The 18,913-nt window shown below is 64.9% G+C and carries 19 protein-coding genes and 2 pseudogenes; 6 read left to right on the top strand and 15 right to left on the bottom strand.

The features are described 5' to 3' along the window. Positions 1-38: 38 nt before the first annotated feature. Entirely contained in the window at positions 39-3,794 is a 3,756-nt protein-coding gene (locus J5Y21_RS11020) for a multifunctional oxoglutarate decarboxylase/oxoglutarate dehydrogenase thiamine pyrophosphate-binding subunit/dihydrolipoyllysine-residue succinyltransferase subunit (RefSeq protein WP_210575763.1), read from the top strand. A 156-nt stretch (positions 3,795-3,950) separates the two neighbouring features. Then, positions 3,951-5,021: an HNH endonuclease signature motif containing protein gene (locus J5Y21_RS11015; protein ID WP_349236996.1), complete on the top strand. Its 1,071-nt coding sequence runs from the start codon at positions 3,951-3,953 to the stop codon at positions 5,019-5,021. A 51-nt stretch (positions 5,022-5,072) separates the two neighbouring features. On the opposite strand, the gene J5Y21_RS11010 is transcribed toward J5Y21_RS11015, so the two are convergent. Both J5Y21_RS11010 and J5Y21_RS11005 read right to left on the bottom strand, forming a co-directional pair. Beyond that, positions 5,073-5,738 carry a hypothetical protein gene (locus J5Y21_RS11010; RefSeq protein ID WP_210575760.1) on the bottom strand — a complete coding sequence of 222 codons (666 nt, stop codon included), beginning with the start codon at positions 5,736-5,738 and terminating at the stop codon, positions 5,073-5,075. A 92-nt stretch (positions 5,739-5,830) separates the two neighbouring features. Continuing rightward, positions 5,831-6,373: a general stress protein gene (locus J5Y21_RS11005; RefSeq protein WP_210575758.1), complete on the bottom strand. Its 543-nt coding sequence runs from the start codon at positions 6,371-6,373 to the stop codon at positions 5,831-5,833. Positions 6,374-6,463: 90 nt separating this feature from the next. Here J5Y21_RS11005 and J5Y21_RS11000 point away from each other — a divergent pair, with 90 nt between their 5' ends. After that, positions 6,464-7,606, top strand: coding sequence for an Mrp/NBP35 family ATP-binding protein (locus J5Y21_RS11000; protein ID WP_210575756.1), 1,143 nt, complete (start codon positions 6,464-6,466; stop codon positions 7,604-7,606). Here J5Y21_RS11000 and J5Y21_RS10995 read toward each other — a convergent pair. From J5Y21_RS10995 to sigE, 3 genes are read right to left on the bottom strand one after another with little or no spacing between them, the layout of a single operon-like run. Beyond that, positions 7,603-8,100, bottom strand: coding sequence for a Sec-independent protein translocase TatB (locus J5Y21_RS10995; protein WP_210575753.1), 498 nt, complete (start codon positions 8,098-8,100; stop codon positions 7,603-7,605). The two genes, J5Y21_RS11000 and J5Y21_RS10995, sit on opposite strands and share 4 nt — an antisense overlap. Positions 8,101-8,104: 4 nt before the next feature. Next, positions 8,105-8,443: a zf-HC2 domain-containing protein gene (locus tag J5Y21_RS10990; protein WP_210575751.1), complete on the bottom strand. Its 339-nt coding sequence runs from the start codon at positions 8,441-8,443 to the stop codon at positions 8,105-8,107. A gap of 7 nt (positions 8,444-8,450) precedes the next feature. Then, entirely contained in the window at positions 8,451-9,035 is a 585-nt protein-coding gene (gene sigE, locus J5Y21_RS10985) for an RNA polymerase sigma factor SigE (RefSeq protein ID WP_210575748.1), read from the bottom strand. Positions 9,036-9,100: 65 nt separating this feature from the next. Between sigE and J5Y21_RS10980 the strand changes: the two genes are divergently transcribed. After that, complete coding sequence (locus J5Y21_RS10980) at positions 9,101-9,751, top strand: class I SAM-dependent methyltransferase (RefSeq protein ID WP_210575735.1); 651 nt, start codon at positions 9,101-9,103, stop codon at positions 9,749-9,751. On the opposite strand, the gene glgC is transcribed toward J5Y21_RS10980, so the two are convergent. After that, positions 9,752-10,975, bottom strand: coding sequence for a glucose-1-phosphate adenylyltransferase (gene glgC / locus J5Y21_RS10975; protein ID WP_210575733.1), 1,224 nt, complete (start codon positions 10,973-10,975; stop codon positions 9,752-9,754). A gap of 119 nt (positions 10,976-11,094) precedes the next feature. On the opposite strand from glgC, the gene glgA reads away from it, so the two are divergent. Together glgA and J5Y21_RS10965 are read left to right on the top strand one after the other, a co-directional pair. Next, positions 11,095-12,315 (top strand): glycogen synthase, encoded by a 1,221-nt coding sequence (gene glgA, locus J5Y21_RS10970; RefSeq protein ID WP_210575731.1) that lies wholly within the window; start codon positions 11,095-11,097, stop codon positions 12,313-12,315. 17 nt (positions 12,316-12,332) lie between these two features. After that, positions 12,333-13,724, top strand: coding sequence for a GH32 C-terminal domain-containing protein (locus tag J5Y21_RS10965; protein WP_210575729.1), 1,392 nt, complete (start codon positions 12,333-12,335; stop codon positions 13,722-13,724). Positions 13,725-13,828: 104 nt separating this feature from the next. Here the strand turns inward: J5Y21_RS10965 and J5Y21_RS10960 are convergent. The 9 genes and pseudogenes from J5Y21_RS10960 to J5Y21_RS10920 all read right to left on the bottom strand — a co-directional run. After that, positions 13,829-14,362 (bottom strand): annotated as a pseudogene (locus J5Y21_RS10960) (SAM-dependent methyltransferase); the annotation flags it as partial. A gap of 113 nt (positions 14,363-14,475) precedes the next feature. After that, complete coding sequence (locus J5Y21_RS10955) at positions 14,476-15,051, bottom strand: hypothetical protein (protein WP_210575727.1); 576 nt, start codon at positions 15,049-15,051, stop codon at positions 14,476-14,478. Positions 15,052-15,094: 43 nt separating this feature from the next. Next, positions 15,095-15,433: pseudogene (locus J5Y21_RS10950) on the bottom strand (SAM-dependent methyltransferase); the annotation flags it as partial. A 21-nt stretch (positions 15,434-15,454) separates the two neighbouring features. Further along, positions 15,455-15,625, bottom strand: coding sequence for a DUF3117 domain-containing protein (locus tag J5Y21_RS10945; RefSeq protein ID WP_087116512.1), 171 nt, complete (start codon positions 15,623-15,625; stop codon positions 15,455-15,457). After that, positions 15,613-15,957, bottom strand: coding sequence for a cell division protein DivIVA (locus tag J5Y21_RS10940; protein WP_210575725.1), 345 nt, complete (start codon positions 15,955-15,957; stop codon positions 15,613-15,615). Before J5Y21_RS10940 ends, J5Y21_RS10945 begins: the two co-directional genes overlap by 13 nt. A gap of 9 nt (positions 15,958-15,966) precedes the next feature. Beyond that, positions 15,967-16,698 carry a glucosyl-3-phosphoglycerate synthase gene (locus J5Y21_RS10935; RefSeq protein WP_210575723.1) on the bottom strand — a complete coding sequence of 244 codons (732 nt, stop codon included), beginning with the start codon at positions 16,696-16,698 and terminating at the stop codon, positions 15,967-15,969. Then, positions 16,698-17,558, bottom strand: a complete 861-nt coding sequence (folP, locus tag J5Y21_RS10930; protein ID WP_210575721.1) for a dihydropteroate synthase — start codon at positions 17,556-17,558, stop codon at positions 16,698-16,700. The genes J5Y21_RS10935 and folP overlap by 1 nt, the downstream gene beginning before the upstream one ends. Next, the gene (locus tag J5Y21_RS10925; protein WP_210575719.1) at positions 17,559-18,359 is read right to left on the bottom strand and encodes a TIGR00730 family Rossman fold protein; all 801 of its coding nucleotides are present in this window, start codon (positions 18,357-18,359) and stop codon (positions 17,559-17,561) included. Positions 18,360-18,409: 50 nt separating this feature from the next. Continuing rightward, on the bottom strand, positions 18,410-18,913 hold a 504-nt coding region (locus tag J5Y21_RS10920; protein ID WP_210575717.1), incomplete at its 5' end, for a peptidase dimerization domain-containing protein.

Below are 18,913 nucleotides of genomic sequence, written 5' to 3'. Positions count from 1 at the left end.
AGCACACGTAGAACTAAGAAACGAGGCGAGTACCTGCCGTGAGCAGCGAGAGCACATTCGGCCAAAACGACTGGCTGGTTGATGAGATGTTCCAGCAGTACCAGGAGGATCCGAACTCCGTCGACGAAGAATGGCGCGAGATGTTCGAAAAAGAGGGTAAGCCAGCCGCGGGCAAGGCCACCCCGCTCGTCTCCCCCGCCGCGAAGAAGGTGTCTGCGAACGACACCCAGCCGCACAAGGTGCGCACCGCGACCAAGGTCGCCGAAACCACCGGTGCTCCGAGCCAGGACGGCCGTGAGACCCGCGTCGACACCGCCGTCAACGAGGTGCCTAAGCCGTCCGTCAAGCAGGCCGGCAAGAAGAAGGGTAAGCAGTCCCCCATGGACCGCCTGCAGCCGCTTCCGGAGGCTGGCGAGACCCAGCTGAAGGGCACCTTCAAGGCCATCGCGAAGAACATGGACGAGTCCTTGACCGTCCCGACCGCGACGACCGTGCGCGACATGCCGGTCAAGCTCATGTTCGAAAACCGCGCTCAGATCAACGATCACCTGAAGCGCACCCGCGGTGGCAAGATCTCGTTCACCCACATCATCGGCTGGGCGATCGTCAAGTCCGCTCTGCTCCACCCGGGCATGAACGTCAACTACAAGGTGGTCGACGGCAAGCCGTTCGTCGTCACGCCTGAGCACATCAACCTGGGCCTTGCGATCGACCTTCCGCAGAAGGACGGCACCCGCGCGCTCGTCGTCGCCGCCATCAAGGAGTGCGAGACCCTCACCTTCGACCAGTTCGTCAAGGCCTACGAGGACATCGTCGCCCGCGCCCGCCAGAACAAGCTCAAGCTCGAGGACTTCCAGGGCGTCACCATTCAGCTAACCAACCCGGGCGGCATCGGCACCCGCCACTCCATCCCGCGCCTGACCAAGGGCCAGGGCACCATCGTCGGCGTCGGCGCCATGGACTACCCGGCCGAATTCGCCGGCGCTTCCGAGGATCGTCTCGCCGAGCTCGGTGTGGGCAAGCTGACCACGCTGACCTCCACCTACGACCACCGCGTCATCCAGGGCGCAGAGTCCGGCGAGTTCTTGCGCGACATCTCGCAATTGCTTATCGACGACAAGTTCTGGGACGAGATCTTCAACGCCATGCAGATCCCCTACGCCCCGATGCGCTGGGCCCAGGACATCCCCAACGGCGGTGTGGACAAGAACACCCGCGTGATGAACCTCATCGAGGCCTACCGCTCCCGCGGCCACCTCATGGCGGACACCAACCCGCTGCAGTGGCACCAGCCCGGCCTGCCCAAGCCGGACTCCCGCGACCTGCTGCTCGAATCCCACGGTCTGACCCTGTGGGACCTCGACCGCACCTTCAACGTCGGCGGCTTCGGCGGCAAGGAGACCATGACGCTGCGCGAGGTGCTCACCCGCCTGCGCGCCGCCTACACCCTCCACGTCGGCGCCGAGTACACCCACGTTCTCGACCGCGACGAGCGCGAGTGGCTGCGCGACCGCATCGAAGTCGGCATGCCCAAGCCCACCAGCGCCGAGCAGAAGTACATCCTGCAGAAGCTCAACGCCGCAGAGGCCTTCGAGAACTTCCTGCAGACCAAGTACCTCGGCCAGAAGCGCTTCTCCCTCGAGGGCGCCGAGACCCTGATCCCGCTGATGGATGCCGTCATCGACACCGCCGCTGGCCAGGGCCTCGACGAGGTCGTCATCGGCATGCCGCACCGCGGCCGCCTCAACGTGCTGTTCAACATCGTCGGTAAGCCGGTCAAGACCATCTTCGGCGAGTTCGAAGGCAACCTGCAGCCGGCCCAGCAGGGCGGCTCCGGCGACGTGAAGTACCACCTCGGCTTCGAAGGCGAGCACCTCCAGATGTTCGGCGACGGCGAGATCAAGGTCACCCTCGCCGCCAACCCGTCCCACCTGGAGGCCGTCGACCCGGTGCTGGTTGGCATTGCCCGCGCCAAGCAGGACATCATCAACCACGACAACAACACCAACGAGCGTTCCGTCGTCCCGATGATGCTCCACGGCGATGCCTCCTTCGCCGGCCTCGGTGTCGTTCAGGAGACCCTGAACATGTCCCAGCTCACCGGCTACAACGTCGGCGGCACCGTCCACATCGTGGTGAACAACCAGGTCGGCTTCACCACCACCCCGGACCAGGGCCGCTCCACCTACTACGCCACCGACTTGGCCAAGGGCTTCGACTGCCCGGTCTTCCACGTCAACGGCGACGACCCCGAGGCAGCTGCCTGGGTCGGCCAGCTGGCCACCGAGTACCGCCGCGAGTTCGGCAAAGACGTCTTCATCGACCTCATCTGCTACCGCCTCCGCGGTCACAACGAGGCCGACGACCCGTCCGTGACCCAGCCGCTCATGTACGAGCGCATCGACTCCCACCCGTCCGTGCGTACCCGCTACACCAAGGACCTCATCGGTCGTGGCGACCTCACGGAGGAAGAGGCGGAGATCGCCAAGCAGGACTTCCACGACCAGCTGGACTCCGTGTTCAACGACGTCAAGGAAGGCGGCGGCTCCCCCGCCTCCCAGCACGGCATCACCGAATCCCAGTCGCTCACCCGCGGCCTGGACACCTCGATCACGGAGACGACATTCCAGGAGCTTGCCGACGCCTACGCCAGCCTCCCCGGCGACTTCACCCCCAACAAGCGCCTCAAGTCGGTGCTGAAGTCCCGCGGCGGCTCCTTCGACAACGGCAACATCGACTGGGCATGGGGCGAGCTCCTCGCCTTCGGCTCCCTGGCCGCTGAGGGCAAGCTCGTGCGACTCGCTGGCGAGGACTCCAAGCGCGGCACCTTCACCCAGCGCCACGGCGTCCTGTTCGACCCGAATACCGGCGAGCAGTACAACCCGCTCGATGCCTACGCCATCGAGTCTGGCAACGGCGGCCGCTTCAACATCTACAACTCGGCTCTGACCGAGTTCGGCGGTCTCGGCTTCGAGTACGGCTACACCGTCGGAAACCCGGGCGCACTCGTCGCGTGGGAGGCACAGTTCGGCGACTTCGCCAACGGCGCCCAGACCATCATCGACGAGTACATCTCCTCCGGTGAGACCAAGTGGGGTCAGCTGTCCAGCCTGATCATGCTGCTGCCGCACGGCTACGAGGGCCAGGGTCCGGACCACTCGTCGGCACGCATCGAGCGCTTCCTGCAGCTCGTTGCCGAGGGCTCCATGACGATCGCTCAGCCGTCGACGCCGGCAAACCACTTCCACCTGCTGCGTCGTCAAGCTTTGGGCGATATGAGCCGCCCGCTCGTCGTCTTCACCCCGAAGTCGATGCTGCGCAACAAGGCTGCTGTCTCCCAGCCGGCAGACTTCATCGAGTCCAAGTCCTTCCGCTCCGTTATCGACGACCCGAATATCGTCGACGCGAAGAACAAGGTCATCGGCGACGCCGACAAGGTGACCACCATCATCCTGTGCTCCGGCAAGGTCTACTATGACCTTGAGAAGCGCCGCCAGAAGGATGGGCGTGACGATGTGGCCATCATCCGCATCGAGATGCTCCACCCGATCCCGTTCAACCGCCTCAACAAGGCGTTCGCCAACTACCCGAACGCCAAGGAGGTCCGCTTCGTGCAGGACGAGCCCGCCAACCAGGGTCCGTGGCCGTTCTACAACGAGCACCTGGCCAACCTCGTCGACAACCTGCCGCCGATGCGCCGTATCTCCCGCCGCGCACAGTCCACCACGGCGACCGGCGTGAGCAAGGTTCACCAGCAAGAGGAGAAGGCGCTTATCGACGAAGCCTTCGCCTAACCTTCTCCCCTCCCTACCCCGCCCCACGCCCTTTCACCGGCGCGCGGCGGGGTTTCGGCGATTTCAGCGCCCTGTGACCTGCCCGTTTGGGCGATGTCTACTGAAGTAGACATTGTTTCGTAGACGATAGGTTGCGGGGCGTTTAACGTTTGTGCTGTGAACGATTTTGACGCGTTTCTGACAACACTCGGTAGTCCGATGGACATCCTGGCCGGTTTCGACCGTCAGGCTGCTCAGGCTGCCGGCGTCAAACCCACCACGTATATCGAGTGGGAAAAAGCCCACGAGACCTACTTCGGCACGACCCGCTCCACCCGTAAGCAAGCCCACGCGGTACGCATCGCCCGCGAGACGGGGAAGTCACTCGACCAGATCCTGTTCATCGAACAACAAGTGCGTTCGTTGGGTACCGAGAAAGAAAAGTGGACAATCCGCCTGGCGTTGTTGTCTGTGCGCGGGAACTACGAGACGTTGAAGCGTCGTGCGAAAGACATCGTTCCTGAGGTGGATACACCTGCCCCGGAGTCGTCGGTCCGGTTCGGTAAGGAACGGAAAGGTAAACGCACCTTTAGCGCTACTGGTGATGCGAGTGATATCGCTGCCCTTGAGTACGCCCTGCGCCAAAAACTCGACGCTAACCGCCCTGAGGGTCCGCAGATGTACGAGGCGTTCCACGATCTGCTGCACAAGGATGGGGCTGTTGCTGATGCTGTTCCACGCCCGCTGGTGCAGATCCCGCTGCCGGATTACATCAAGGTCCTTGGCGGCCAGGGTGATGACACCATCCTCGGGTTGTCTGATGGCACGACGATGACTGGTGCGGAGTACCTGACTCGGTTCCACGGGTCCGACTTGGAAGTCGCACTTTTCCACCCTCAGGCAGGCCCGGTGAACCTGTACAACACGAAACGGTTCGCTAATAAGAAACAACGCGATCTCGCCCGGGCAACACTGACGACGTGTCCAGTGCCGGATTGTCGGCATGCTGCTGATAATTGCGAGGTCCACCACATTGAACCGTGGGCCCGCGGTGGGCCGACGAATATGAACAATTTGTCGGTGTTGTGCAGGTATCACAACCGCACCAACGACGATGACCCCGACAGACACAACAGGGGTCGAATACAGGTGCGCGATGGGACACCGACATGGATCTCACCGCGCGGAACACCAGTACCAAACCGGACACACCAATACGGTGCGATGCACCTGTTGTTCGGAACCTAGCCGAGGGGCCACCACACCCCACGGCCAGTTCGGCGCGCCTGCAATCGGCTTCTAGACTTCGCGAGCCTGACCTTCGTCGACGATGCGCTTCAACTCGGAACCCATGCCGGTCTTCTCCTGCATCCAGGCATTGACGGCAGCGCCGGGGTCGCCGTCTTCTTCGGTCTTCTCGATGAGCTTCTCCAAGTCTGTCGTGGACAACGCACGGGTGACTTTGTTCATGGCGTTGCGGACGCCGCGGTCGAAAAGCCCGGCCTGGTAGACGGGAATGATGTTCTGCGGCAGGTCGCCGTGGTCGGCATCTGCGCAGCCCTCAGCAGGCGACGGATCGACGGTCTTGAACGCACCAGGCAACGTCGCGACGGCCGCATCATAAGTCGCCAGCGCCAAATCCACATCGTTGGAGTCGTCCGTATCTGCCTCGCGCTTTTTCTCCTCTAAAGCGTCAGTCTCGGCCGGGTTCGCCGCGACGACCAGCGACCCCACGCACATGACCGCCAGATTCGCGTCGCGGGCCTGAAGCAGGGCGAGCTTCTCGCCGTCATCGTTCAGTTGCTGGCCGACGATCCCCACTTCCTTGCCGGCTAGCTCCGCCACCTGACGGTAGATCTCGGCGAGCACCATCTGCTCAGGATCAGACGGATCAGCGGCAATCCGCACCGGTTCTTCGGCCGGCGCGCACGCTGTCGCGCCGAAAAGCATCCCCACAGCTGACATAGCGGCGACGATTCGCGCAGCTCCAACCGACGACCACGATGAACGCGACGAGCACCCACGCGACCTGCTCTGCAGGTGAGAAAGGGAGGGCATTAGCTCTGGGGGCTTTCGTCGATAAGCGATTGTGCGGGACGCGGCCCCATCTCCGCGATCATGTCGCGGGCGCGGGGCGCGGACGACGGCTCGCACAAAATGTCGTAACGGCCGGCGACGATGGTCGTCGCCGACGAGAAATCGCGGCGGCCGCGCGTGAACGCGTACCCGATTGCGGCGAAGACGAGGCCGAAGAGCAGGCCGATCACGAGCGCGGACAAAAGCGACGTCCACACATCCGGCGTGAACAGCGCAAACAGCAAGCCGACAAAGAGGCCGAACCACATGCCGGACAGCGCGCCGCCCGCCAGCACACGCCCCCACGTCAGCCGCCCGGTAACCCGCTCGACCTGCATGAGGTCGACGCCGACGATCGTGATGTCTTCTACCGGGAACTCGCGGTCGGACAGCCCGTCGACGGCGGCCTGCGCGTCCTCGTAATTCTTGAAGCTTCCCACGGGCCAACCCGAAGGGCGCTGCAGCCCGTCGACGGGACGGCGCGATGCGGAGGTGCCGCCGGGTGCCGGATTCAGCTGGCTCATGTGCTCATCCTTCGTTTTCGCGTTCGTGTACCCGTTCGAGTCTAGTGCCGGCTTCAGCCGCGGGCGCGAAGGCCATATACTTTACGGGCAATGACTGACACAGCCCCGATTTCAGAAGCAGCTGTCCGCAACGCACTCGCCCGGGTCGACGACCCCGAGATCGGCAAACCGATCACCGAATTGGACATGGTCGAGTCCGTGCGTATCGACGGCCGCGACGTCGCCGTCGGCATCTACCTCACCATTGCCGGATGCCCGATGCGCGACACCATCGAATCCAATGTGCGTGCCGTGCTCGAGGAACTCGAGGGCGTCGGCGAAGTCAGCGTGACCATGCACACGATGAGTGAGGAGCAGCGTCGCAACCTCGCCCAGCGGCTCAAGGGCGATCGCTCAGAGCCGGTGATCCCGTTCGCGCAGCCGGGCTCGACGACGCGGGTGTTCGCGGTGGCGTCGGGCAAGGGCGGCGTCGGCAAGTCCTCAATGACGGTGAATCTGGCGACCGCGCTGGCTGCGCAGGGCTTGAACGTCGGCATTTTGGACGCCGATATCTACGGCCACTCCATCCCTGGCCTCATGGGTTCGGCGGGCCAGGGCCCGACGGTTGTCGACGAGATGCTCATGCCGCCCATCGCCCACGGCGTCCGCCACATCTCCATCGGCCAGTTCGTCGAAGGAAACGCCCCGGTCGTGTGGCGTGGGCCGATGCTCACCCGAGCTATCCAGCAGTTTCTTTCCGATGTCTACTGGTCCGAACTCGACGTCCTCTTCATGGACCTTCCGCCCGGGACCGGCGACGTGGCCATCACCGTGGCGCAGCTCGTCCCGAATGCCGAGCTCCTCATCGTGACCACACCGCAGGCCGCTGCCGCTGAAGTCGCTGAACGCGCCGGCTCCATCTCGCAACAGACCGGCCAGCGTGTTGCCGGCGTCATCGAGAACATGTCCGCCATGGTCATGCCCGACGGAACCACCATGGATGTCTTCGGCACCGGCGGCGGCGAGAACGTCGCCGAGCGCCTCACCGCCATCACCGGCACCGACGTCCCCCTCCTCGGCTCTGTCCCCCTCGATCCAGCTCTGCGTGTCCAGGGTGACGAAGGCACCCCCATCGCCGTGCAGGCCCCCGACTCCCCGTCCGGCAAGGCCATCGCCGACATCGCCGGCAAGCTGAAGATCCGCCGTGATTCCCTCGCCGGCAAGAACCTCAACTTAGGAGTCACCCGAAACTAGGTGACGTCCGCCCAGGAGAACCCTGCCCCGCCCGACTGCGCCGGCGGGTTCTGGTTCCCTGTCTGCGAGTCCTGCGGCGCACTGACTCCCATTCCGGGCTGACGACGCCGCCGTTTAGACCCTCGCTCCTGCGATCTCTGCACGTCATCAGAGCTGGGACCGGGAGCCGCCGAACTGCCCACAGAAGGGTCCCCATCCATCATCTTGCGGGGGTCGAACTGGTCGAGGTAGTCGCCGTCTTCGTCGAAAAGCACTTTGGCGATGGCGCGCTTCGGCCCCATCGCGGCGTATTCGGTGACGGTGCTCATCGGTTTGCGGAACTCGTCGAATTCCTCGCCGTAGAGCTCGTTTTTCGCGTCGTTGATCGCGCGGCGCGCCGCGAAAATCGCGGCACGGACATCCATGATGACCCCAGGCAGGCGCTCGGGACCGATAATGATCAGGCCCGCGAGCACGACGACGAAGATTTCGCCCCAACCGATAGTGTCAAACACGGTTTCACTTTAGCCCGTCGCGCGTGCGGAGCCAGGAAAAGGCCCGCTTCCCCGACGAATCGTGGGAGCGGGAATCGGCAGCGGCAGCGGGGGCGTCCGCGTCGGCGGCGTCGAGATGCTGCAGGCGTTCCACCAACGACCGCGGCGCGCGCAAGCACCCGTCGGAATTGTGTTCGCGCACGGCATCGGCGGCGGCGCGCTGCTGAGCGACTTCGCGACGGCAGTCGGGGCACTGCAGCAGATGCTGTTGGGCGCGGCGGAGGGCGGTGGGGGTGAGTTCGTCGTCGATAAGCGCGGCGACGGCTTCGAAATTGAGGTGGTCGATGGAATCAAAGGTGGGCACGGGGCTGTCACCTCGCGCGAATGAGCTCGCGGGCCGCCTCGCTCGACGCGGCCTGGGCCTCGAGCGAGGCGCGCAACTGGCTGCGGCCGCGGTGGATGCGCGAACGGACGGTGCCCATCTTCACGCCGAGCGTCTTCGCGATCTCCTCGTAGCTCATCCCGACGACATCGCAGAGCACGACGGACACGCGGAATTCAGGCCCGAGTTCGTCGAGCGCAGCCTGCAGCGCGGGGTCGAGGTTCGTCGCGGTGTACACCTGCTCGGGCGTCGGGGCGGTGCCGGGGACGCGCTCGTAGTCCTCGGGCAGCGCCTCCATGCGGATCTTGCTGCGGTGACGCACCATGTCGAGGAACAGGTTCGTCGTGATGCGGTGCAGCCAGCCCTCGAACGTGCCGGGCTTGTACGTCTTCAGGTTGCGGAACACGCGCATGAACGTCTCTTGTGTGAGGTCCTCGGCGTCTTGCTGGTTGCCGGCGAGGCGGAACGCGAGGCGGTACACGCTGTCGGCGTGCTCCTCGACGAGCTCTGCCCAGCTGGGCATCTCGCCGTGGCCTTGGTCGAAGGCGGCGGTGCCGGTGGCGTCGTCGTGCATGCTCACTATTGTTGCGTACCGCGCGGGTCCACGCACCGCCGGGGTCGATTTCGTAGGATATTCGTGTGAGCAATTCAGCATTTTCGTCCCTCAACGAGTACATCACAGGCAAGCAGCAAGAGGGCCCGCTTATCGACGCCCGCGCCGACGCCTCCGAATACTCCCTTCCCACCCCGAGCGTCGCGGTGGGTGAATTGCTGGGTACGTTGGCTGCAGCCGGCGCCACCAGCGGCGCTGCCGCGACGGGCGCTGTCGCGATGACGCCCGCCGCCGGCGTTGTGGGCCTGCACATTCTCGCGGGACTGCCGGACAAGGCCCCGTTGACGTGCATCGACCCGGAGGCGGACCACCAGGCACGCGCGAAGGCCGCGTTCCGGGACGCTGGCTTCGGCGGATCGCGCGCGCGTTTCCTGCCGTCACGCCCGCTCGACGTGCTCGGACGGCTCGCGACGGGCGCGTACCACCTCGTCTACGCGGACGTCGACCCGGTGGATTTGCCGGCTGTCGTCGAGGCCGCGTGGCCGCTGCTCTCGCCCGGCGGCACTCTCGTTCTCGCGGGTTCGCTTCTCGACGGCACCGTCACCGACCCCACCCGCAAAGACCGCGCCACTCTCGCTGCGCGGGAAGCGGATGAGCTGGTGGATGGGCTGGAAGGCGCCGTCGTGACGCGTCTCCCCCTCGATTCCGGGGTGACGCTAGTGACGCGCCGCGTCTAACTACTCGACGACCTCGGACTTGCCCACCACCACAACACCGGCCTTCGAGATGGTGAACTCGCGGGCACGGTCGTTGTCCTCGTCGACGCCGACGGTCGCGCCGTCCGAAACGTAGACGTTCTTATCCAAGATGGCGTGGCGCACGACAGCTCCGCGGCCGACGCGTACACCTGGCATGAGCACGGATGACTCGACCGTCGCGCCTTCTTCCACGCGCACGTCCGTCGACAGCACAGAATTGCGCACCGTGGAACCCGAAATGATCGAGCCCGGCGCGATGATGGACTCCTGCGCGATACCGCCGGAGACGAATTTCGCGGGCGGCAGATTCTCGTCCTCAGTGGAGTGAATCGGCCACGACTTGTTGTACAGGTTGAACACCGGGTGGATCGAGATGAGATCCATGTGGGCATCGTAGAAGGAATCGATGGTGCCGACGTCACGCCAGTACCCCTTGTCACGCTCAGTCGCGCCGGGCACCTGGTTGGCGGAGAAGTCGTAGACGTGGGCGTCGCCCTTGCCGACAAAATACGGAATGATGTCCCCGCCCATGTCGTGGGAGGAGGACTCGTTGTCGTTGTCTTCGCGGAGGGCGTCGATAAGCGCCTCCGTCGAAAAGCAATAATTGCCCATCGACGCGTAGGTGACCTCTGGGTCGTCGGGCGTGCCCGGCGGGTCGGCTGGCTTTTCCAAAAACTCCGTGATCGTGCCGTCGTCGTCGGACTGGATGCAGCCGAACGCCGTGGCCTCGACGCGCGGCACGCGGATGCCGGCGACGGTGCACGACTTGCCCGACGCGATGTGGTCCTCGACCATCTGCGACGGATCCATGCGGTAGACGTGGTCAGCGCCGAAGACGAGCACGTAGTCCGGCTGCTCGTCGTAGATGAGGTTCAGCGACTGCAAAAGCGCATCCGCCGACCCCTGGTACCAGCGCTTACCCAGACGCTGCTGCGCCGGCACCGACGCGATGTACTGGTGCATCGGCCCCGAGAAATTCCACGCGGTAGCCACGTGGCGGTCGAGCGAGTGCGATTTGTACTGCGTCAGCACCGCGATGCGGTTGTACCCGGCGTTGACGAGGTTGGACAGAACGAAGTCGACGAGACGGTAATTCCCGCCGAACGGCACGGCGGGCTTGGCGCGGTCGAGAGTCAACGGAAAAAGGCGCTTGCCTTCTCCGCCCGCGAGGACAATGGCGAGGACATTCGGCTGGCTGTTCACACCCCCAAGCCTAGGTAAGAAGAGCTAAAGCTGCACTGCACTTGCAGCAAATGGGACACCCGCCACCTCCCTCCGTGGGTGCCTGCACGGCCGTGAAAACGCTACTAGTCTCGGAGAGCATGAGAGTCGGAATGATGACCCGCGAATATCCGCCCGAAATCTACGGAGGCGCGGGAGTCCATGTCACGGAGCTCACGCGCTTCATGCGCAAGCTTGACGACGTCACCGTGGACGTCCACTGCATGGGCCAGCCCCGCGACGCGGAAAACGTGTACGTCCACGGCGTCGACCCCGCCTTGGATGACGCGAACGGCGCTATCAAGACCATGTCGACGGGCCTGCGCATGGCTCATGCCGCTTCCGATGTCGACATTGTCCACTCCCACACCTGGTACTCGGGCCTCGGCGGGCACCTCGCCGGACTGCTGCACGGTGTCCCGCACGTCGTCACCGCGCACTCCCTCGAACCCGACCGCCCGTGGAAGCGCGAGCAGCTCGGCGGCGGCTACGACGTCTCCTCTTGGTCCGAGAAGAACGCCATGGAAAACGCCGACGCCGTCATCGGAGTCTCCGCCGGCATGAAGGACGCCATCTTGCGCGCCTACCCGCGCATCGACGCCTCGCGTGTCCACGTCGTCCTCAACGGCATCGACACCTCGTTCTGGTACCCCACCGTCGACGCCGCCGGCGACCTGCGTGGCGAAACCGACAGTGCCGCAGCCGACGCGAGCAGCGAAAAGAATGTCATCGAGCGCCTCGGCATCGACCCGTCTCGCCCCGTCGTCGCTTTTGTCGGGCGCATCACCCGCCAGAAGGGCGTGCCCCACCTGGTGAAGGCAGCCCAGGATTTCGACCCGGATATCCAGTTGATTCTCTGCGCAGGAGCTCCCGATACGAAGGAGATTGCGGAGGAGACGGAGGGGCTCGTCGATAAGCTTCGTGCGATGCGCGACGGCGTGCATTGGGTGACGGACATGCTGCCGAAAGAAGATATCCGCGACATCTACTCCGCAGCCGACATTTTCGTGTGCCCGTCGGTGTACGAACCGCTGGGCATCGTGAACTTGGAGGCGATGGCGTGCAACACCGCCGTCGTCGCGTCCGACGTGGGCGGCATTCCCGAAGTTGTCGTTGACGGCGAGACCGGTACCCTGGTGCACTACGACGCGGACGACACACAATCCTTCGAGAAGGACCTCGCCGCCGCAGTCAACGCACTCGCCCAGGACGCGGCCACCACCAAACGCTTCGCAGCAGCTGGTCTGACCCGCGTGAAAAAAGAATTCACCTGGGACAAAATCGCCCAAGAAACCGTCGACGTGTACAAGTCGCTTCTGTAAGACCGGAGGACGAAACTGTGAGCAATTTGAAACCGGAACTGCATGTCACCGCGGACAAAGGCATTCTGAACGCCGCAGCGGGCATGCTGCGCGACGGCGACAACTGGCACCTCTTCTACCAGTACGAACCTTCTGAAGGTGCCCCGACCCGTTGGGCGCACCAATTCTCCGAGGGCAACCCGTTCGACTTCTACGAGTGCAACGACGTCATCGCACCCGTCGGCGGCGAGACCCGCATCCTGGCCGGCTCCGTCGTTTCCTCGGCGGAAGGCACGGACCTGTACTTCACGTCCGTCACCAACGCAGGAACGACGGTTCAAGCAGCGCGTATCGACGAGATCGAGACCCTCTGCGAGGAAGTCGACGAAGCCGGTGACATCGATCCCGGAGTGCGCCGCCTCGGCCCTGTGGTGAAAGACGTCGGGCGTTTCACTCGCTTCCGCTCCCCCTGCGTCGTCCCCGACTGGAAAGAAAGCGAGGACCGCACCCGCGGCCAATCCGGCTGGGTGATGCTGGCGAGCAGCGGTCCCTCCGAGAAGCCTGTCCCGGTCGTGCTGGACTCCCCCGACGGAACGTCGTGGTCCTTGCTCGGCCCGCTGCGCTTCGACGGCGACACCGGCCTTTCCGACGACGCAGTGACCGTCGCCCCGCGCATCATCCGCTTGCGCGACGAGAAAGACGGCGAGATCTACGACGTGCTGTTTTTGACCGTCGAGCTTGAGAAGGGCGACCTGACCGGCTACCTCGTGGGCACCCTCGACGAGACCGAATTCACCGTGCGGACCCCGTTCACCCGCCTCGATTACGGCCACGACTTCACCCGCCCCCGCAGCACCAACGTCGTGCGCGGCACGCAGACCGACGACGAGCGCTACGCCGAAGCCCGCATCTTCGGTCTGCTGGCTGCGACCGGCCGCGGCGGCGACCCGACAGCCCAGCCGACCTGGGAATCCGAAGGCTGGGCCAACGCTCTGTCGCTGCCCCGCGTGGTCACCCTCGCGGGCGGAGAGCTGTACCAGACCCCCGCACAAGGGCTTCCCGACGCTGTCAGCGCCACCCAGCGCGCCAAGCTTTGGACTGGCCTGTGTGAGATCCCGGTGGGGTCGAAGGTGGCGGTCGAAGTTGTCGACACCACAGGCGACGTCGCCGCTGTGATCACCCACTCCGGCGACGAGATCACCCTCGACCGCCTCGACGGCAACCCCGCTACCGCGCAGCTCGACGACGAGGACGAAGACCACATCTCCGTGCTTGTCGACGGCTCCGCCATCGAAGTCTTCGCCGGCGGCGGCGCCGTCACCATGGCCAGCCGCTTCTGGCCCGAAAACGGCGTCGGTGAGCTCCGCGCCACGACTGAAGGCGACGCGGAGATTCTCAGCCAGTGGAGCCGCCCGCGCGCGGCGGTCTAAAAACCGCTAAAGCCCTGCTCGCGAAGGGCTGTAGCGTGCGCGAGCAGGGTGATCAGGGCGGAGTCTGAGCTAGCAGGCCGGAGCCTAAAGCTGAGCCGCCGAGCCTAGGCCTGCGGCGCTCGCTTCATCCGAGTGAGCTGCGCTCGCGCGGTGACCGTCATCGTCTCAGGAAGAGCAGCGACACGCTCAGCGAGAACCTCCGGGTCGAGGTGGCGGGCAGACGGGCTCATTCCGACCTGGGCGGCGATCGACTCGCGGTCCAGGTTCATCGGGAACTCAATGAGTTCTGACTCACCGACGGGAACGAGGTGACCGGCGGCTTGCTCGAGCATGCGCTCCTGCTTGCCTTCCTCAACGCCCAAGATGCCGAGGGGCTCGCGGAGTTCGTCGAGGTGGCCGGCTTGGGGGGTGAGGATGAGGACCTCGCCGTCGTCGACAAGCACGCGCGCGAATTCCTGCGGGTTGCGCGGCGCGAAAATCACGGTGATCACGTCTACGGAATTATCGCGCAGAGGAAGGCCCTCCCACACATCGGCGACGACGGCGCCGATCTTGGGATGCGCCTTCGCCAAGTGCTTCGCGGCGGGAACAGCGATATCGACGCCGATTCCGCGGGAATTCTCCACCGCGTCAAGAGTTCCCCTCGCTGATTCAAACCCTCTGTAAGCACTGCCAATGCTACGGAGAGGCACCGGTTTTGTCTGTGGGGAGAACTCCCCATGGAACTTCGGGAACAGTTCTAGATCTTGGCCTATGGCAAGCGAGAGTCACGCCATTCCGGCACACCCGCCTGACGACCGTGACGACGGTCCCACTCGAGGGCTCGAGAGCAGCGCACCCCAGCCTGAACCACCAAGAAGATGAGCAAGGCGCCGATGGCCAGCATTGTTGCCGCCATCAGCCAGTTTCCGGCACCGAGCGCAACGAAGAGTAGCCACGTCAGGATGGCCACCATGATCGGTGCCGTCACGAGAGCGGCCACGAGCTGGGCGCGCGGATTCTCGCTGCGGTGCGCCATCGTCTGGCCTCGCTCGTTCTGCTTCGGGCGGTGCTGCATCGGCGGCGCGTATTCGTCGGGGAGGTAATGGTGCGGCCCACGGGAACGATTCCCGCTCACGACCCACAGCGGAAATCCGATGAGCAATAGGACCAAGCCTGCCGCACCAGCTACCCACGAGGCGAGCCCCACACGGAGCGCTGCCAGGACGAGCGCAACAAGCAGGAAGACAACTGCCAGCAGCGTGATGGCCTTGCCGACGGTGCTCCGCCGAGCAGCCGAGGCACGTGCAGCAGCTTCATTGCCTGCGGGCGGGTAGCGGCGGTTCACGATGCTCTCCCAACATTGAGTCTCGAGGACGAAATGCAGGCGTCAGGTAGTAGCCGGTTCCGGCGCCGACTTCGAGGATGGTGGGGGTGGCCGCGACGTCGTCAAGCGGGAGCCCTTGAAGAGCGTCGAGGACGCGCTCCGTGACCGTCTCCACGAACGGCGCGAAATGGCCGCGCGACAAAAACGCCTCGCGCGAAGCCACCATCTCCGGGCTATCGCCCTCGTGAGCGATCCCGGCACCGGATGCCAGCGTGACGTAGCCCTGCTTAGCCACGTCGTACGAATGCCCGGTCTCAGACACCAGGCGGCTGAAATCGTCCGCCCCCGTCAGAGCACTTCCGTCAACGGGGTCCGCCAGCACATCAACAATGTCTTTGAGCATGGCGTCATGTTACCCGCAGCTCTACTGCGCTGCGACATCGGTGAGGAGCTGGCCAAGTTCGGCAGCTTCCTCGTTGTTCAGCTCCACCACGAGACGTCCGCCGCCGTCGGACGGGATGCGCATCACGATCTTTCGGCTTTCCTCGACGACTTCCATCGGACCGTTGCCGGTACGCGGCTTCATTGCTGCCATGTGGTGTTACTCCTTGGCTCTTCGATTGTCTGCTCTCCGTCGGTCGCGGGTACGCGCGACGGAAATTCCTCCCCAATCTTACGCCCTTGCTTGGAAAGGAGGTGCTCGACGAGAGCGTCGACTTGGTCCTGGCGGTATCCGCGGGGGACGACTTCAAGGGCGATGTCCTCGTAGCGGCCAGCGTCGACGGCGTCGCGGTTTGCGGCGATGACGTCGTGGGGTGCGTCCATCGGAGGTAGCGCTTCGCCGCGGCCGGCGATCGAGGCAGAAATCCACGCGCCGAGCAGGGCGATCGCGGCGATGACGAGGATGAGAATGACCCAAGACAGCATGAACTGATGCTACCGCAGTTCGGCCCAGGGCTGGCGTTGCGGGACCTCACCGACGCCGGCGCGGGCGAGGATGGTGGCGGCGACGGTTTCAGCCATCGCGGACAGTTCGTGCAAAGGCCGGTTGCGGTGGGCTTTCTGCCCGAGGGGGATTTGGGCGAGGGAGGAGGGGCCGTGGAGGGTGGAGACGTCGATAAGCAAGCCCGCTTCGACGCCGTATCCCGCGACGAACGGCACCTCGAGTGCGGTAGCGCGGCGGATGGCGTATTCGCCGGCGAGCGGCTGGTCAAGCGGCGGGATGTCGGGAAACAGGAGGCGGAGGAGCGGCTTCGCCGTCAGTTCCGTGACGCGCCCGCCGCCGCGCGGGGCACCGTTGAGCGCGCGGTCGTAGCTCGCTTTCACAAGATGCACACGCTTATCGACGAACGCCCCCGCCAACCTATCCACCCACCCCGCCTCAACGGTGGTGACGTCTGCGTCGAGGAACACCACGATATCTCCTTGCGCCGCGAGGACCCCGCGCCACAGCGCTTCGCCCTTGCCGGGCTGAACTGGAATCTCCGGCGCAATATCCCGCCAATTGAGCACCGTCGCGCCGGCAGCTTCCGCGTTGGCGGCTGTCGCGTCCGTCGAATCGGAATCGACGACGATGACTTCGTCGGCGCACGATGCGCGAGCTGCGCGCACCACATCAGCGACGGTGGCTTCCTCGTTGAGGGCGGGAATGACGACGGAGACCTGCACTACGCCAAACCTCTGATCGTGGCGAGCGGACCTGTGGTTCCTTGGATGGCTGCGGTGGTGCGGATGACGTCGATGGTTTCGGCGACCTCGTGCACGCGGAATGCCGCGACCCCGCGCGCCGCGCACCACGCTGTCGCCGCGAGCGTGCCCGCGATGCGCTCCCCCACTGCTCGTCCCGTGGTCTCCCCGATGAAGTCCTTATTCGACAGCGCCATGAGCACCGGCCAGCCCGTGGCGACGACCTCGTCGATGCGCCGCAGGATCTCCAACCCGTGGAACGTGTTCTTGCCGAAGTCGTGCGTGGGGTCGATGAACACCTTGTCTTCTGGGACGCCGCAGTCCACGGCGCGCTCCGCGAGCGTCGTCGTTTCGCGGATCACGTCAGCGACGACGTCGTCGTAGTGCACGCGGTGCGGCCGCGTACGCGGGGTCGCACCACCGGTGTGCGAGCAGACGTAGCCCACTTTGTGCGCGCCGGCGACCTCGACGAGCTCCGGTTCAAAGCCTGCCCACGTGTCGTTGATGAGGGTCGCTCCCGCCGCGATCGCCGCCTCCGCGACATCCGCGCGCCACGTGTCCACGGAGATATCCACCGAGGTCGCGTCGGCTGCGGCGAGCTGATCGCGGACGGCGGCGATAAACGGCACGACGCGGTCGATCTCTTCGTGAGCGCTGACGTCGTCGCCGGGGCCTGCTTTCACGCCGCCGACATCGACGATCGTGGCGCCTGCGTCGACGACCTCTCGGCAGCGCGCCAGAGCGGCGTCGAAGGCGAAGGTCGCACCCTTGTCATAGAACGAATCCGGGGTGCGGTTCACGATGGCCATGACACGAGGCAGGCCGGCGGGAAGGAGGTGCATTTAACGCTCGTATTTGTGCAGGTTGCGCGGGTCCGACATCTCGCGGTGCGTGTTGACGATGTACTCCACCGCCTCGTCCACCGAATCCGTGACGAGGAAGAGCTGGTCGTCGCCCTCCGAGATCAGGCCGCGGCCGAGCTGCTGGGTGCGGATCCAGTCGACGAGGCCGGACCAGAACTCGGTGCCGAGGAGCACCATCGGGAAGTTGGTGACCTTGCCTGTCTGGATCATGCAGAGGACCTCGAAGACCTCGTCCATCGTGCCGAAGCCGCCCGGCAGCGAGATGAACCCCTGCGAGTACTTCAAAAACATCGTCTTGCGGGCGAAGAAGTACCGGAAATTCAGGCCGAGGTCGACCCAGGGGTTGAGTCCCTGCTCGAAAGGCAGCTCGATACCCAGGCCGACAGACATGCCGCCGGCTTCATAAGCGCCGCGGTTCGGACCTTCCATCAGGCCGGGGCCGCCACCGGTGATGACCGCGTAACCAGCCTCCACCAGGGCCTTGCCCAGTGCGCGGGCCTGCTCGTATTCCGGGGTGCCCTCGCCGAGGCGGGCGGAACCGAAGACGGTCACGGCCCAGTCGAGATCGTGAAGAGCGTCGAAACCGGAGACGAACTCGCTGGTGATGCGCATGACGCGCCACGGGTCCGCATGCTTCCAATCGTGGTCCGGGCGACCCATCTGCAAGAGACGCTGGTCGTAGGTGGACGTGGAATTGGCGTCGCTGCCTTTGTGGCGCCTAAGAATCGGGCCGCTTAGAGTACGGTCGCGATCCGGGCGCGGGGTGATGTGTGGTGCCACGGGGTGAAAGCTTTCTAGTCGGGAAAGTTATTGCGCTGCGGGCCTGCGCTTTAAGCGGACGCGCCGGTCAAGTACGCGATGAGGGTGTCCGCAACGGTGCGGATCTGCTCGATCGGGCACTGCTCGTCGATCTTGTGGGCGAACCCGGGATCGCCGGCGCCAAAGTTCACAGCCGGAACTCCCAGCGTAGAGAACCGGGACACATCCGTCCATCCGAATTTGGCACGGAATTCACTGCCGACAGCGGCGAGCAGGCCCTGGGCGGCGGGGGCGTCGAGGCCGGGGAGGGCGCCGGGGACGGCGTCGTCGTAAAGTAATTCGAGGCCTTCTTCGAGCGCGAGGGTGTCTTCGAGGTGCTGTTTCGCGTCGTCCAGGCTGCGATCGGGTGCGAAGCGGAAGTTGATGGTGAGGGAGGCTTCGTCGGGAAGCGTGTTCGTCGCGACGCCGCCGGAAAGCCCGACGACGTTGAGTCCCTCGCGGTATTCGCAGCCCGCGATAGTGACGGTGCGCGGCTCGTACGCGGCGATGCGGCCGAGCACTCCGGCGAGGTCGTG

This window comes from Corynebacterium sp. Marseille-P3884, from assembly GCF_017942225.1.
Classification (GTDB): Bacteria; Actinomycetota; Actinomycetes; order Mycobacteriales; family Mycobacteriaceae; genus Corynebacterium.
The sequence above is the reverse complement of the archived record's forward strand: the minus strand, read 5'-3'. Positions and strand labels throughout refer to the sequence as shown.